The organism is Pseudoalteromonas issachenkonii, assembly GCF_002310795.1.
Lineage (GTDB): Bacteria > Pseudomonadota > Gammaproteobacteria > Enterobacterales > Alteromonadaceae > Pseudoalteromonas > Pseudoalteromonas tetraodonis.
Genome location: NZ_CP011031.1, coordinates 419,599 through 434,797, shown reverse-complemented (window position 1 = coordinate 434,797; position 15,199 = coordinate 419,599). Strand labels below are relative to the sequence as shown.

The following is a 15,199-nucleotide window of genomic DNA, read 5'->3' as shown; positions in this document are numbered from 1 at the left end:
TAAGCACTATTAAAAGGTATAGCTAATTATGTTCTGCTAGCTTACTTCTTCTTTGAGGGCGTTGAGTCTTGCTCTTGGTTTTGTTGAGCAATTTCTTGATCAATTTCTTTAATCGGCTTATTCATACTAAAAGAACTCGGTAATACATCAACACCTACTAACTGCCCTAGTTTAACAACCAGTGGAATAGTTAATGGTGCAAACGGTAATAACGCAAAAACGCCTAGCCCTAGTCCTTTTAATATATCAACAAACTGCTCGTTGGCGCGTTTTAGTTCTGCTTTATTTGTTTGCCCTTGGGTATAACGCCTATAAATTATTAGCATTTCTTTGGTTTCTTGCCTTTCTTGGGCAAGCGCAATTTTAAGCGCGACCATAGCACGACGAAAGCGTAGTTGTTGTCGCTTTTTACTTATTTTAGCAACCCGCCAGGGTGCACGATGGATAACTTTATATAATCGCATAGCCTGTATTCTCACACAGCGCTTTCAGTTCACAAAGAATAATTTACACGGTTTATTCAATCATTTATTCTTAAAGTTCATTTTCCTCAGTTTTAATTAAAAACATGCAAAAAAACATACCCAACACTAAACCCGAAAGGCCAAAATCTGATGAGTGCTGCGGCGGCGGTAGTTGCTGTCCATGTGTATGGGATGAGTACAAAGAAAAACTTGCACAGTGGAAAAAACATCATGGTGAAAATATCAATAGCAAGTCAGTTTAATTCAATAATAGAAAGTAGCTAAAATAGCTTATTTAGTTAATAACTATGTATCAATGCCTGCTTTTACCCCCTTTCCCTGCCCTACTTATGATTAACTCTGCGTTATTTTTAGATAAATCATTTGTTTCAACTTGTTAAATAGTGGTTAACTACCCATTGCCCTCTTTAGTTTTTTTATCTATAGTCTATTTCGAGGACTCACAGGAGGTGCGCTTAGTTTATTAAGCTTTTAGGAGTGAGTTGGCAATATCTGCTCCCCATTGAATGTGAACCGTCCACAATAAAGTCATTAAATAGACTATACAAATCAATTCTAACTGGGGATATTTAGAATGAAATTAAAAAGCAATGCGCTTCAACAGGCCATCAAATTTGCTCTAGCAACAACAGCCGCAGGCTTATTTGTTTCTGGTTCAGCAATTGCTCAAGAAGAGCAAACCGAAGTTAAAGTTAACAAAAATGTAGAAAAAATTGCCGTAGTAGGTACGCGCTCTGCGCCTCGTTCTATTGGTGACTCTCCTGTACCTATCGATATTATTGGTGGTGAAGAGCTAAGTAAATCAGGTAACACTGATATGCTAGAGCTATTAAAAGGGGCTATTCCTTCTTTAAACGTACACTCAATGCCAATCAGTGATGCTGCTTCATTAGTGCGCCCTGCAAACTTACGCGGACTACCTTCAGATAGCACACTAATTTTACTTAACGGTAAACGTCGTCACCGTGCTTCAGTTATCGCCTTTTTAGGTGGTGGTATTAACGATGGTGCGCAAGGTGCTGATATTTCAGTAATTCCAAGTATTGCACTGAAACAAGTAGAAGTACTTCGTGATGGTGCCGCTGCACAATATGGTTCTGATGCGATTGCTGGGGTTTTAAATTTCCAACTTAAAGATGCCTCGGAAGGCGGATCTTTCGAAGTTCGTAAAGGCCAATATTACGAGGGCGACGGTGATACAACCCAAATTTCAGGTAATGTGGGCTTACCGTTTACCGATAGCGGTTTTGCAAATTTAAGCTTTCAGTACAAAACAGCCGATGCGACCAGCCGTTCAGTTCAACGCTACGATGCAACTCAACTTATCAAGGCTGGAGTACCAGACATTGCTCCGATCACTCAAGTATGGGGTGCACCAGAGGTTGATGACGACATCTCTATCTTTGGTAATGTTGGTTTAGAACTTACTAACGACTCACAATTTTACATGTTTGGTAACTACTCAGAGCGTGATGTACGCGGTGGTTTTTATTACCGTAACCCACATACTCGCCCTGGTGCATACTCAAATGATGGTGGCGAAACACTGCTTGTTGGTGATTTAACCGGTGATATGAGCGGTAACTGTCCAACAATCATGATTGATGACAACGTTCTTGATAACCCTGACTACATTAATGGTGTAGCAAATAACCCTGATTGTTTCGCATTTAACGAAATGCTTCCGGGCGGTTTTACACCAAACTTTGGTGGTAATATTACAGATACGTCACTTACTATCGGTACTAAAGGTGAGTTTACTGGCGGCTTTTTAGAAGGCGCTTATTATGATCTAAGTGGTACGGTAGGGTATAACGAATCTCGCTACTTTATATACGACACAATCAATGCTTCACTGGGTCCAGATAGCCCGCGTGATTTTAGCCCAGGTAAATATGAACAATTAGAGAAAAACTTTAATTTTGATATTTCAAAAGGGTTTGACTTTGATTTAGCTTACGATGTAAATATTGCCGGTGGTTTAGAATGGCATGAAGAAACCTTTACTGTAGTGGCAGGTGATGAGGCTTCGTTTATTGCAGGTCCATTAACTGATCAAGGTTTTGGTATAGGTTCTAACGGTTTCCCTGGATTTAAACCATCAGATGCAGGCGAATATGACCGTCGTAACTATGCAGCTTATATTGATATTGAAGCGCCATTTACTGAAGAATTCTTAATGGGCTTAGCGCTTCGCTACGAAGATTACGATACCTTTGGTTCAACCACTAACTATAAGTTAATGGGTCAATACCACCTGACTGAAGATCTAAATATTCGTGGCTCTATCAGCACCGGTTTCCGTGCGCCTACCGTAGGCCAAGCGAATGTTAGTAACGTACAAACTAACTTAAGCAGTGGTGTACTAGTAGATTCGGCTTTGCTACCACCTACAAACCCAATTGCTATTCAACTAGGTGGTACTGAACTTGAGCCTGAAGAATCACAAAGCTACACCTTTGGTGCGGTGTATACTATTGGCGATTTATTCTTAACGGTTGATTACTACAACATCCAAGTAGATGACCGTATTAGCCAATCAGATAAAATTGAACTTAGCCAAGCAGATAAAGACACGCTTGAAGCTGCGGGCGTACCTAACGTACAAAACCTTGCGCAAGTTAGTTTCTTTACTAATGACTTTGACACCACTACACAAGGTGTTGATTTAGTTGCTAACTACTCAGCTGAATTATTCAGTGGTAGCTCTACATTTAGCTTAGCGTACAACTGGAATGAAACAGAAGTAACACGCTCAAGTAATATTACCGGTGCATTTAAAGTAAGCCGTCTTGAAAATGACTTACCTAATCACCGTGCAACACTGAGCTGGGCACAACAATGGGAAAGCTTTTCAGCATTTTCTCGCCTTAACTACTTTGGCGAATACCAAGGCGTTCACGTAGATTATGATGAAACAGCTAAAATGGCTGACGCAGCTGTGACGTTAGATGTTGAAGTCACTTACTTCATGAATGACTCAATTAGCTTCTCATTGGGTGCACAAAACTTACTGGATCAAGAAGCAGAGAAACTTGATTTCACAGTGGCACCAAATAACAACTGGGGTGGTAAGTACTACGAAACATCTCCATACGGAATTAATGGTGGCTTTTACTACGCTAAAGCAACCTATACTTTCTAACATGTGTTAATGATAATCAAAGGCGAAATGTGTAATGCATTTCGCCTTTTTATTGCCCTTTATAAACCCATTTAAAATGACTTTTACACTCGCATTTTTTGTGACTTTGGGGTTATAGTAATTAAAAAGAATATTAGTTGTATTATGCTACTAAAAAAAGCGGACCAGTTATTATCACAAAACAAGCTCAGAGAAGCTGAGTTTCATTACAAAATGCTATTACAAGCAGAGCCTGATAATGGTGACGCCCTGTTTGGCTTAGGTAAAGTAGCACTACGTTTAGAACAATTTGATGCCGCTGTTTATATACTACAACGAGCGTGTCAGCATCTCCCTTTTGCATTAGAACCTTTGTATGCACTAAGTGATGCATTTAATGCGGTCAACTCTCCTGAAGATGCGCAAAAAGTACTCGAATACGCAACAAGTATTGCCGCAGACAACCCAGACACTCATTATTATTTAGCCCAGCACTATTTAACCTTTGGCGAGCTTGATAAAGCGCATGCCACGTTTGAGGAAGCATTAAAGCTTGGAATAGCACCAGTTACGGCTTATGTTTTATTTGAATTGGTACAATTAGGGCGCTTTAATAAAGCAAATAATTACATCGATCAGTTACACCACTTTTTAACGCAAACAAATAACCTACGCTTAAAAATGGTCTGCTACTATGCTTTAGCTAAAAGTTACGACAAGTTAGACGATACTGATCAAGCGTTTAACTATTTTGTGATTGCCAATCAGCAACAACACAAACTCAGTGAATTTAATACTGAAGATTTAATTGGGTTTTATGATCAACTTATTGAATATAACAATGAAAGTGTGCTCAATTTAGCAAACCTAAATAAGCAGTATCCTGTTACGCCCGTGTTTATTATTGGTATGCCACGAAGCGGCTCAACCTTACTGGAGCAGATGTTATCAGGACACAGTCAATGGGCAACGCTTGGAGAAGACACCAGTATTAGTAATAAGGTAGTCGCTTTTTTAGAACATAAAACAGGGTTACGCTACCCTCAATGCTTAACTAAGCTAACAACGCCTTTAATTAACCAAGCCAGAGCTATATATTTAGATACCTTAAGTTCTTCTGGGAGCAATTGCGCATTTGTGATCAATAAACTGCCTAGCAACTACCAAAACTTAGGGTTAATTTATATTTTATTCCCAGACGCTAAGTTTATTAACCTGACCCGCAACTTTAACGCAACCGCATTTTCAGTGTTTACTAATTACTTTGCTGAAAACGAACCCTATTTTTGTGATTTAAATGAATTTACTTTGTACCATCAGCTTTATGAAAAACTGATGAGCCATTGGCAGCAATTTAACCGCTTAGCTATTTATAATTTAAGTTATGAGCAGTTAATTGAAAACCCTAAAGATCAATTAACCGCACTATTGAGTTTTACTGGCTGTGAATTTGAACAGACTTGTTTAGACTTTTACAAAAATAAAAGCGCCGTTACAACGCTCAGTAAACATGCCATCAGGCAGCCTGTAAATAACAAAAGCCTTGATAAATGGCAGCGTTATGAAGCCCCTTTACTTAGTTTGCTCTCGTTGCCTCAAACCAATTAAGCACATCCATAAACTGTTCTTGGCGTGCCTGTGGATGGGTAAGCATATTAATATGGTCGTAATCTACTTTGTGCCCAAAGCGGCGGCCATATATTTGCATTTTTTGCACCCCAGTACCTGACTCATCAATAAACTTTTGAATATCGATAGGCTGTGCCAATGCTTTATCTTTTACTGCCGCAATATGTAACGTCGGAGGAAGCGTGAGATTTGCTAATGTTTTAGCGTAATCAAAGCCATCATCACTGTCTATCCACGGATTTTTCTTAGCCCACTGCATACTTTGATAATGCGACTTTTGAGTTTCATCATCACTGCCCCACTTTAAGCGTTTTGCTGGTAAATAACCGTGTTTTTTCGCTAATATTGGCGCCATAAAATACCAAATTAAATTGGCCTGAAATAACTTTTTAGGGTGGTTATTAAATAGCGAACGCTTTGAACCAAAATAGGCACACGCTTTTACATCATTTATCAGCTCAGGGAAGCGAGCAAACACGCTATTAAGCAACACCCCACCCCAAGAATGAGCAACTAAAAAGTCAGGTTTTTTACTCTCTAACTGTTCAATTTTTTCAATAAATGCCGGAATATCTTCAACAATCGCCTCAGTTTGTCCATACCGTGCTTGCTTACAAATAGCAGGTTTACTTTCACCACGCCCGCGTAAATCAGCTACGTAACAACAATACCCTTGTTCAGCTAAAAAAGGCGCTAACCCTTTATTGCTATGAGTGTAAAATATTTTGCCATTTTCTACCGCACCATGAATTAATAACACCACAGGGCCGCTCGGCTTCTGATTGGCGATACGGCGCAAATGCAGTGTTTGATGGTCATCTAATTTAATAAAAATAGATTGTTGAGTAACTGCCAAAGCGAATTCCTTATAATTGCTAACAACTCATCCTACCAGTAATGTCTGGTAAGCCAAAGGGAAAATTATGCACTTTTTCTGTCTGTATTTGTTACTATTGGCTTTTATTCCTGTTGTTAAAAAAGCCTCATGAAAGCAAAATCAACTCGTTCTAAATTACATCCGCGCAATCAACACAAAAATGGTTACGATTTTAATTTGCTTACCTCGCAAACCCCTTCGTTAACTGCTTTTTTAATTACGACGCCAGCAGGCAATCAAAGTATTGATTTTAGTAATAACTTAGCTGTAAAAACCTTAAATCAGGCGCTATTAAAAAGCCATTACAACATTAACTTTTGGGACATTCCTGAGCACAACTTATGCCCACCTATTCCAGGAAGAGTTGACTATATTCATTATTTAGCTGACTTACTCAGCGAAGATAATCAGCAGGTTATTCCCACTGGCCGACAAATTAAAGTGCTTGATATTGGCACTGGCGCTAACTTAGTTTACCCACTAACGGGCAGTAGCGAGTACCAATGGCACTTTACTGGCAGCGACATCGATTTAGCAGCAATAAAAATAGCCAAACAACTCGCTCAGTTTAACGATTTAAAAATAACGCTTAAACAGCAAAAAAATCCCGAGCATATTTTTAAAGGAGTGATTACTTCGAAAGACTTATATCACCTCACGATGTGCAACCCGCCATTTCATGCCAGCGCAGAAGAAGCCAATAAAGGCAGTGAGCGTAAATGGAAAAACTTAGGTAAAGCGCCTTCGCAAGCACTTAATTTTGGCGGCCAAAGTAATGAGCTGTGGTGTGAAGGCGGCGAGCTGACCTTTATTTCTAACATGATCAAAGAAAGCGCTCAGTACAGTGAGCAAGTGATCTGGTTCACCTCGTTGGTTTCTAAAAAAGAGACCCTTGCTGCTTTACAAACACAGCTAAAACAGCTCCCTATTTGCGACTATAAAATCGTTGAAATGGCACAGGGGCAAAAGGTCAGTCGCTTTATTGCGTGGAGTTATTTTGATAAAACGACCCGTGAACAAATTTGTGAAGAATTCATATAACAACCATAAGGACCACTCATGATAGATTTTCGCTCAGACACAGTGACCAAGCCTTGCAATAAAATGCGAGATATTATGTATCATGCCCCGGTTGGCGATGATGTATACGGCGATGATGAAAGCGTTAACCAATTAGAAGCCTATGCTAGATTGCGCTTTAATGTGGCCGATGCATTATTTTGTAGCTCAGGTACACAAGCAAACCTACTTGCATTAATGGCGCATTGTGAGCGAGGTGATGAGTATATTTGCGGGCAAAGTGCTCATAACTACAAGTTTGAAGGCGGTGGCGCTGCCATTTTAGGCTCTATTCAACCACAGCCTATTGAAAATGAAGCCGATGGTAGCTTGTGTTTTACTAAAATTGCTGCTGCAATAAAGCCCGATGATAGCCACTTTGCGAAAACGCGATTACTGAGCCTTGAAAACACCATAGGTGGCAAAGTACTGGGTATTGATTATTTAATTAAAGCACGTGAATTTGTTGATCAACATAACTTAGCACTGCATTTAGATGGCGCGCGAGCATTTAATGCCGCAGCCGAGCTTAACCTTGATATTAAAGAAATCACCAAACATTTTGATTCAGTCTCTATTTGTTTATCGAAAGGCTTAGGTGCGCCAGTTGGCTCATTATTATTAGGTTCAACAGCATTGATAGCCAAAGCAAGACGCTGGCGTAAAGTGCTTGGCGGCGGTATGCGCCAAGCCGGTATGTTAGCTGCTGCGGGGCAATATGCGTTAGAAAATAACACTCAACGTTTAGTCGATGATCACGCTAATGCGCGTTATTTAGCACAGCAGTTAAGTGAAATTTCAGGCTTTGAAGTAAATATGAGTAATACCACAAATATGGTTTACGCTACGTTTGATAACAACATAAACATCACAAAGCTAGCAGCCGATTTAAAAGCACAAGGCATTCTTATTAGCCCAAGTAAGCAACTTAGGCTAGTAACCCATTTAGGTATTACCAAAGCGGATATAGATACCTTTATTAAAGCCTTAACGGCCCATATTTAACGCGGCTTTATAATGTTTGCGGCACACCGATTCATAACGGTCGTTGCCGCCAATTTCTACTTGGTTACCATCGGCGATAGCCTCGCCATTTTCATCGGTACGTAATACGTGATTTGCTTTACGCCCACAATGACACACCGTTTTAAGCTCTATTAACTTATCAGCCCAAGCAAGTAAATACTGTGACCCTATAAACAGCTCCCCTCTAAAGTCGTTGCGCAATCCGTAACACAATACGGGTATTCCTAACTCATCAACCACATCAGTTAACTGCATAACTTGGTCTTTTGATAAAAACTGACATTCATCTACCAGCACACAATGGCGTTTTTTATCTGCATTAAGAGCTTGAATAAGCGCAAAAACATCTATATCTGCATCATAAATATGCGCATCTGCTTGCAAGCCAATACGTGAGGATACTTTACCTACTCCGACTCTATCATCGATAGCCGCCGTGAGGATCACCGGCTCCATACCACGCTCTTTATAATTGAATGCAGATTGTAGTAAGGTGGTTGATTTACCTGCATTCATTGCAGAGTAGTAAAAGTATAATTGCGCCATTGTCGTGCCTTCAAATAAAAAGTGCGCTTATGCTACCTTAAAGTGCTCAGAATACAAATTTGGATACGTTATTTAGCTATTTATTTTGCTTCATGCTCTAGTAACCATTGCTTGCGCTCTAAACCACCTGCATAACCAGTTAGTTTTTTATTTGCACCAATAATACGATGACACGGCACAATAATACTGATTGGGTTTTTACCATTTGCAGCCCCTACCGCTCTCACAGCTTTAGGGTTGTTTAACTGCTCGGCAATATCTTTATAAGTCGCCACTTTTCCAAAGGGTACGCTACACAATGCCTGCCATACGCTTTGCTGGAATGGCGTGCCGCCAGTATCGAGTTCTAAATCAAACTCGGTACGCGAATGAGCAAAGTACTCATTAAGCTGCGCCATACAAGATAAAACATGTGAATTAGTCACCTTATTTAAAGGCGTACTGATATAACTGGCCGGTGGATAAAACCCCACATAACTAATACCGTTTTCAGTTGCCTGAATAATAATATCGTCAATCGGGCTGGGTAAACTGGTTTGCACTATCATAATTGCTGCCAAAGTTGAAAAGTTAAGTAAGATCGAAATGGTGCACAGTTCGCAGACTCAAAAGAACGTACTGCCGCTTGGGCTTTTTTAACCCCTAAATCACCATCGAGTAAAATATCGGGCTGGCTTTGGCCGCGTAACTTTGCATAATTAACCGTCCATGGGCCAATCCCTTTTAAACTAAGCCATTGATCTAAGTCATCACAATCTGGATTCACGGCACAAAATTCAGCGAGGTTATGCAGTGCATTTTTACGCGCCTGTGGCATTTTAAAGAATGCAAAATCACTGTGTGCTAACACTTCAGGCTCAGGAAAATAGACCTGTTGGTGTTGCTTTTCACCAAGCTGTGTTACTAAATTAGTCACTAGGTTGTGCGCCGCCGCTACACTGACTTGTTGCCCAAGTACAGCCCTAACTCCCGCCTCAAAACTTGACCAAATACCCGGTAACCTTAAGCCTTTAGTAAGTGGAAATGCATTATTAATGTGTTCGCTTAAATGCGCCTCAATTAAATAAGTATCTGCATCTAAATCAAGTACACGGCGAATGTTGTTAATAACTGGCTGTAAATATTGCGTATTATCTATATCAATTTGCACCCGAAAATGATGTTTATCTGCAACAAACTCAGCATCAAAACGCCCTCTACACGATTTATAAGTAAAAGTACGCCCATAACTGGTTGGCGTTAACCACTCTATTGGCTGAATTAATCGTTTTGCTAAAAACCCATGCAATGCCTGCCAGTTATACGGCGGACGAAAAGGCAAAATTAAGGTGAGCCCAATATCAGCTGGGTGCTTGGCGGTTCTGAGCGCTGAGGGCGCAATATTAAGCTGTTTTAAAAAAGCATCATTAAAACGCCGAACACTTTTAAAGCCTGAGGCAAACGCTATCTCGGTAAGCGGTAAGCTAGTTTCTTGAATCAATTTTTTTGCAAAATGACATTGGTTAAACAATCGATATTGCGTGATAGAAATGCCAAAATATTGAGAAAATAATCGCCTTAAATAACGGCTGCTTATTCCTAAACGCGTGGCGAGCTTTTCGCAGTCGTGCTGATTATCCTGATCAATTAATTGCTTGGCTCGTAGAGCCGTTGTTTTTGTTCCCTGCCAAGCCGCACTTCCTGGTGCACTATCGGGCCGACAACGAATACAAGGCCTGAAACCAGCTTGCGCGGCAGAGTGCGCAAACTGATAGTAGACTACATTTTTTTCGTGAGCTGTGGGCGCAGGGCAAATTGGCCTGCAATAAATACCGGTACTTTTAACGGCTACATAAAAAAGCCCATCGAAACGCGCATCACGACTTTGACGTGCTTTTTGCCAGTGCTGATCACCCATAAAATGCTCTTGTAAATTAGGTAGCGCTTAGCTTAGCAAAAACTAAGCGTATTACTGGCCATATTCGGCACTAATCTTTATTTGCAAAATCAATTAATGCCTGACCCGTTAAACGATATATAATCCATTCATTTTGTGGCTCAGCGCCCATACTATTATAAAAATCAATCGCGGGTTTATTCCAATCAAGTACCACCCATTCAAAGCGACCACAGTCTTTATTGATTGCTCTGTTTGCCAGTTCTTTCATAATGGCTTTACCAGCGCCATTTCCGCGGCTATCAGGGCTCACGTATAAATCTTCTAGATAAAGACCATTTTTACCTAACCAAGTCGAGTAGTTGTAAAAATATACTGCAAAGCCTATTGGCTCATCATCTTGTAAACATATTAAACTGTGCGCCGTTGCGCCTTCACAAAACAGGGTGTTTAAAATGGCTTGCTCATCGGTTTTAACTGCATCAGGTTCTTTTTCGTAAATAGCAAGCTCATTGATAAAGTGTAGAATTGTTTTTGCATCACTTGGCTTTGCATCGCGAATTTCTATTGCTGTGTTCATTGTTATTGACCCTTAAAAAACTACTTTTATGCCTGGTAAGCATCTAATTTAATATAAAAAGTGCTTAACTAATTATGATAATTTAAGCCATTAATACATTTATTTATACCCTAGCATATCGTTTTATATTCAATAAGTAACGTTCATGAGCTTATTTCAATTTATTCATTAGGGCATTAAAAAAACAAATTAAAACAACGCTTTTATATATGGCAAAAAGTTGTCATTATGAGTACACAGTAAAGCAATGAGGAAGTTTAACTAAAATGGGTCATGGTCATTCACACAGTCACGTTGATGATAACCAAAGTGATAAACAGCTCACTCTTGCCGTATTTATAAATGTTTTACTGACTGCAGTGCAAGTTGTTGGCGGCGTATTTTCCGGCAGTCTTTCATTAATTGCCGATGCATTACATAACCTAAGTGATGCGGCCTCAATTTTTATTGCCCTCGTTGCTCGAAAAATTGGCAATAAGCAAGCTGATACAACCCACCATTTTGGCTACAAACGTGCAGAAATTCTAGCAACTCTTTTTAATAGCACCACGTTAATAGTCATCGGTGGTTATTTAATTTTTGAGGCCATAAGTAGTTATTTAAACCCTCAACCTATCAATGGCTGGATCATTGTGTGGGTTGCTGCAGTAGCGCTATTCATTGATTTAGTCACTGCATTATTAACCTTTAAAGCCGGCGCTAAAAACAACATGAATATAAAGGCGGCGTTTATTCATAATGTGTCTGATGCCATGGCCTCTATTGTGGTTATTATTGCCGGTACTTTAATTATTTTATACCAGTGGTATGTAGTTGATTTAATAGCGACGATATTGATATCACTGTATGTTATTTATCACGGCGTATTATTACTTAAAGCCAGCTGCAGCATTTTAATGCAGGCAGCCCCCATTGGTTTTGACCAGCAACTTATCAGTAAAAAGTTACTGCAACAGTTTGCCATTACTCAAATAAAATCAATAAAAGCATGGCAACTCGACGATAACACCACACACTGTGAAATTGTGATGCAAACAGATACCCTTATTGAGCTTAACGCCATTAAACATTATTTACATGATGAATTTGCAATTGAGCACTGTGTAATCGAGTGTTACTAATCACTGTTTTCAATAACCAAAATGATTACATTAAAGCTCTAAGTAGGTTTACTTATATTAGATAGACTTCTCAGCGGTTTTTATTTAAACCGCTACAAAAATACGATAGATAAGTATTATCACAAATTAATTAAATTAAAGAGTACTGATAGTTGCTGCTGCAAGAGGCAGCATTAAGTTTTCAGCTTTATCTGCTTTTTTCACGGATATTTGTGTAAACAATAAATGTCCACTTCCCTGCTCCTTAGCCTTTCTTACTTCATTAATTACAGAGCCGTGAGCGGGGTGCAAAGACATCACCCCGCTACAATAGCAATAATTAGATTACGAGAGTGGCTACAAAATAAATTGAGTGAAAAAACTCAGTTGTGTAAATATTTCAGTTTTACTGTATTCATCCCAGAATTCGAAGTAATAAAGCGTAAAAGAACAACCTCAACACTTAGAATAGCTGCAATACTTTACTTAATAACCTTAGTAAGTATGCCTTTTTATGTTATAAAAAATGTAACTTGCTGATCTAAAATACAAATAACAACTTGTCCATTTGTCAGCCAGCAATGCAAACTTAAACAAGAATCAAACTCAATATTAACCATATGATTTATAAGTAAATTACTTGCAATTCTGTGCCTATATACTAGACTAGCCACAATTAGAATTTTTAGGATAAGCGCTATGAAAGGTAATCAAAAAGTAATCGACGCCTTCAATACATTGTTAGCTAACGAATTAGCTGCTATTGACCAGTATTTTATTCATTCTCGTATGTACGATGATTGGGGCTTAAACAAACTTTATGAGCGTCTTAACCATGAAATGGAAGAAGAAAAAGACCACGCTGACTGGCTAATCAAGCGTATTCTTTTTTTAGAAGGCGTACCAAACATGACCAAACGTCGTGATCTGTTAATTGGTGACGATGTAAAAAGCATGATGCAAAACGACTTAACCTTAGAACTTGAAGTGGTTGAGTGTGTTAAAGAAGTTATTGCCATCTGTGAACAACAGCAAGATTATCAATCACGTGAAATTCTAGAAAAGCTATTATTTGATACCGAAGAAGATCACGTCTACTGGTTAGAGCAACAATTGGGTCTGATTGACAAAATTGGCACTCAAAACTATCACCAAGCTCAAATGGGCGAATAAGGACTTATATTATGAAAGGCGATAAAGACGTTATTGCAGCACTAAATAAAGTACTTGCTAATGAGCTTGTGGGTATTAACCAATACTTTTTACATGCACGTATGTTTAAAGATTTTGGTTTTAGTAAACTAGACAAAGCTGATTACAAAGTATCGATACAAAAAATGAAAAACGCCGACCGTTTAATTGAGCGTATTTTATTTTTAGAAGGCTTACCTAATCTTCAAGATTTAGGACGTTTACGTATAGGCGAAAACAGCGAAGAAATGATTGCCGCTAACATGAGCTTTGAGCTTGATACCGTAGACGAACTGCGTACTGCCATTAAACTAGCTGAAAGTAAAAAAGATTACATTAGCCGTGAAGCGCTCGATAACATTTTAAATGAGCAAGAAGAGCAAATTGATTGGCTCGAAACACAGCAACTGCTGATCAAAAACACTGGGCTTGAAAACTACTTACAATCACAACTGTAAGTTAAAGTTATAAACATAAAAAAAGCAGCTAAGGCTGCTTTTTTTATGTTTAATTTTTAAGTGTTAAACCAATTCGTTTAGATAGGGACTATTATATAGACTACTATTAGGCCACTTGATCGGTTATATCTGCTATTTGAATCAGTTTACGATTGAGGATCTTTTTAGTACAGCCACAACACTTACCGCATTGGCTGCCCACTTTAAGCTCTTTAGTTAGCTCGCGCATGGTAGTAGCACCATCGTCGATGGTTTGCTCAATTTTTTTATCGGTCACACCGTGACAAAGACAAACATACATGAATACAAACAACTCTCAATTTCATTTAGTGGGTTTATATTAATCTAAACGAAAATAGTTATCAATTGGTTTTTTATAAAATTTGAATTTTTTGCATTTTTTTGGCCAGCGCCACTTAAGTTGAGAATTCGCGGCAGCTTGAGAATTGTTTGAATTTCAATCGAAGTATGGCACTTAAATTGAGATTTATTAACTAAAATCCCACCTTTAATTTAAGTAGGTTTAGATTTAGGTAAATAGTTGGATGATTGAAATGAATTACATTAAGTCTGAAGAAACCTTAATGTATAAATATAGAATTAGTGCGTGGGCTATTTCCGGTTTGTGCCACAAGCGGACATTTGTAACGCCGCTATAAAAGACGCGCGTTAGCGCGTCCAGTGGAGGCCGTTTTTTGGCCGGAACGATTTTTGATAGCCTTGTTAACACGGGTGTTACACACAATTTTAGCTTTAATGGGCATTGTCTAGCTTCCTGTGAATAAATGATACCGTTGACAAAATATCCTGTGCATCTAGCTCACTCATGGGCCACGATGTTTTTGGCGCATGAGCTACAGGATTCCTAACTGCGCCAAACAACCCTACAATCATATTGCTAAAGCCTTTTTGTTCACTGATTTCTGTATCTGTTCTCAGAGCGTTTATCTTTAAGATTGGGTGCTTAACAGAAAATGCGGTATTAAATAGATCTGCGCCATCTGTTGTTAAAGATGACATATTGCGAATTCGTTCTGCAATACCCTTTACGGCTTCAAGGACAGTATGAAAGTAATTTTCATCGACTAGTTCAGCCCGACAATAATTGAAAACCACTACACGTTAATAAATGTAAAAGCTGAGCATGTTGATATGGTAATTATGGTTTGGATTTCGACAAAAGTGCGATTAAGGAAGTTACAGTTCGGAGGTAGTGTTGAATATATTCCATACAAAAGATAAGGTAAT

At 38.9% G+C, this 15,199-nt stretch carries 16 protein-coding genes; 8 read left to right on the top strand and 8 right to left on the bottom strand.

Annotation, left to right across the window (positions count from 1 at the left end; all coding sequences use genetic code 11):
• Window positions 1-41: 41 nt before the first annotated feature.
• Window positions 42-464: a hypothetical protein gene (locus PISS_RS17560; protein ID WP_013463120.1), complete on the bottom strand. Its 423-nt coding sequence runs from the start codon at window positions 462-464 to the stop codon at window positions 42-44.
• Window positions 465-568: 104 nt separating this feature from the next.
• On the opposite strand from PISS_RS17560, the gene PISS_RS17555 reads away from it, so the two are divergent.
• The 3 genes from PISS_RS17555 (at window position 569) to PISS_RS17545 (ending at window position 5,217) form a co-directional block, all read left to right on the top strand.
• On the top strand, window positions 569-727 hold the full coding sequence (locus PISS_RS17555) for an oxidoreductase-like domain-containing protein (protein ID WP_076921669.1): 159 nt from the start codon (window positions 569-571) through the stop codon (window positions 725-727).
• Between the two features lie 332 nt (window positions 728-1,059).
• Window positions 1,060-3,630, top strand: a complete 2,571-nt coding sequence (locus PISS_RS17550) for a TonB-dependent receptor plug domain-containing protein (RefSeq protein WP_028834142.1) — start codon at window positions 1,060-1,062, stop codon at window positions 3,628-3,630.
• 144 nt (window positions 3,631-3,774) lie between these two features.
• A complete protein-coding gene (locus PISS_RS17545; RefSeq protein WP_058155905.1) occupies window positions 3,775-5,217 on the top strand; it encodes a tetratricopeptide repeat-containing sulfotransferase family protein in 1,443 nt (480 codons plus the stop codon).
• Here PISS_RS17545 and PISS_RS17540 read toward each other — a convergent pair.
• Complete coding sequence (locus tag PISS_RS17540) at window positions 5,186-6,094, bottom strand: alpha/beta fold hydrolase (RefSeq protein ID WP_058155903.1); 909 nt, start codon at window positions 6,092-6,094, stop codon at window positions 5,186-5,188. The genes PISS_RS17545 and PISS_RS17540 overlap by 32 nt on opposite strands.
• Window positions 6,095-6,223: 129 nt before the next feature.
• Here PISS_RS17540 and rlmF point away from each other — a divergent pair, with 129 nt between their 5' ends.
• The gene (gene rlmF / locus PISS_RS17535) at window positions 6,224-7,156 is read left to right on the top strand and encodes a 23S rRNA (adenine(1618)-N(6))-methyltransferase RlmF (protein ID WP_058155901.1); all 933 of its coding nucleotides are present in this window, start codon (window positions 6,224-6,226) and stop codon (window positions 7,154-7,156) included.
• A gap of 18 nt (window positions 7,157-7,174) precedes the next feature.
• Window positions 7,175-8,179: a low-specificity L-threonine aldolase gene (gene ltaE / locus PISS_RS17530; protein WP_058155898.1), complete on the top strand. Its 1,005-nt coding sequence runs from the start codon at window positions 7,175-7,177 to the stop codon at window positions 8,177-8,179.
• Here ltaE and PISS_RS17525 read toward each other — a convergent pair.
• From PISS_RS17525 to PISS_RS17510, 4 genes are all read right to left on the bottom strand, one after another.
• Window positions 8,162-8,746: a thymidine kinase gene (locus PISS_RS17525; RefSeq protein WP_058155896.1), complete on the bottom strand. Its 585-nt coding sequence runs from the start codon at window positions 8,744-8,746 to the stop codon at window positions 8,162-8,164. The two genes, ltaE and PISS_RS17525, sit on opposite strands and share 18 nt — an antisense overlap.
• A gap of 80 nt (window positions 8,747-8,826) precedes the next feature.
• A complete protein-coding gene (locus PISS_RS17520; RefSeq protein WP_058155894.1) occupies window positions 8,827-9,294 on the bottom strand; it encodes a methylated-DNA--[protein]-cysteine S-methyltransferase in 468 nt (155 codons plus the stop codon).
• Entirely contained in the window at window positions 9,291-10,643 is a 1,353-nt protein-coding gene (locus PISS_RS17515; RefSeq protein WP_058155892.1) for a DNA-3-methyladenine glycosylase 2 family protein, read from the bottom strand. The genes PISS_RS17520 and PISS_RS17515 overlap by 4 nt, the downstream gene beginning before the upstream one ends.
• Before the next feature lie 70 nt (window positions 10,644-10,713).
• Window positions 10,714-11,202, bottom strand: coding sequence for a GNAT family N-acetyltransferase (locus PISS_RS17510; RefSeq protein ID WP_016899173.1), 489 nt, complete (start codon window positions 11,200-11,202; stop codon window positions 10,714-10,716).
• 266 nt (window positions 11,203-11,468) lie between these two features.
• Here PISS_RS17510 and PISS_RS17505 point away from each other — a divergent pair, with 266 nt between their 5' ends.
• The 3 genes from PISS_RS17505 (at window position 11,469) to bfr (PISS_RS17495) (ending at window position 13,951) form a co-directional block, all read left to right on the top strand.
• Window positions 11,469-12,323, top strand: coding sequence for a cation diffusion facilitator family transporter (locus tag PISS_RS17505; protein WP_013463109.1), 855 nt, complete (start codon window positions 11,469-11,471; stop codon window positions 12,321-12,323).
• A gap of 678 nt (window positions 12,324-13,001) precedes the next feature.
• A complete protein-coding gene (gene bfr, locus PISS_RS17500) occupies window positions 13,002-13,475 on the top strand; it encodes a bacterioferritin (protein ID WP_013463107.1) in 474 nt (157 codons plus the stop codon).
• Window positions 13,476-13,486: 11 nt separating this feature from the next.
• Entirely contained in the window at window positions 13,487-13,951 is a 465-nt protein-coding gene (gene bfr, locus PISS_RS17495) for a bacterioferritin (RefSeq protein WP_036955020.1), read from the top strand.
• Between the two features lie 106 nt (window positions 13,952-14,057).
• On the opposite strand, the gene PISS_RS17490 is transcribed toward bfr (PISS_RS17495), so the two are convergent.
• On the bottom strand, window positions 14,058-14,252 hold the full coding sequence (locus PISS_RS17490) for a (2Fe-2S)-binding protein (protein WP_036955022.1): 195 nt from the start codon (window positions 14,250-14,252) through the stop codon (window positions 14,058-14,060).
• 452 nt (window positions 14,253-14,704) lie between these two features.
• The gene (locus PISS_RS17485; protein ID WP_083494681.1) at window positions 14,705-15,067 is read right to left on the bottom strand and encodes a TIGR02391 family protein; all 363 of its coding nucleotides are present in this window, start codon (window positions 15,065-15,067) and stop codon (window positions 14,705-14,707) included.
• Window positions 15,068-15,199: the final 132 nt, after the last annotated feature.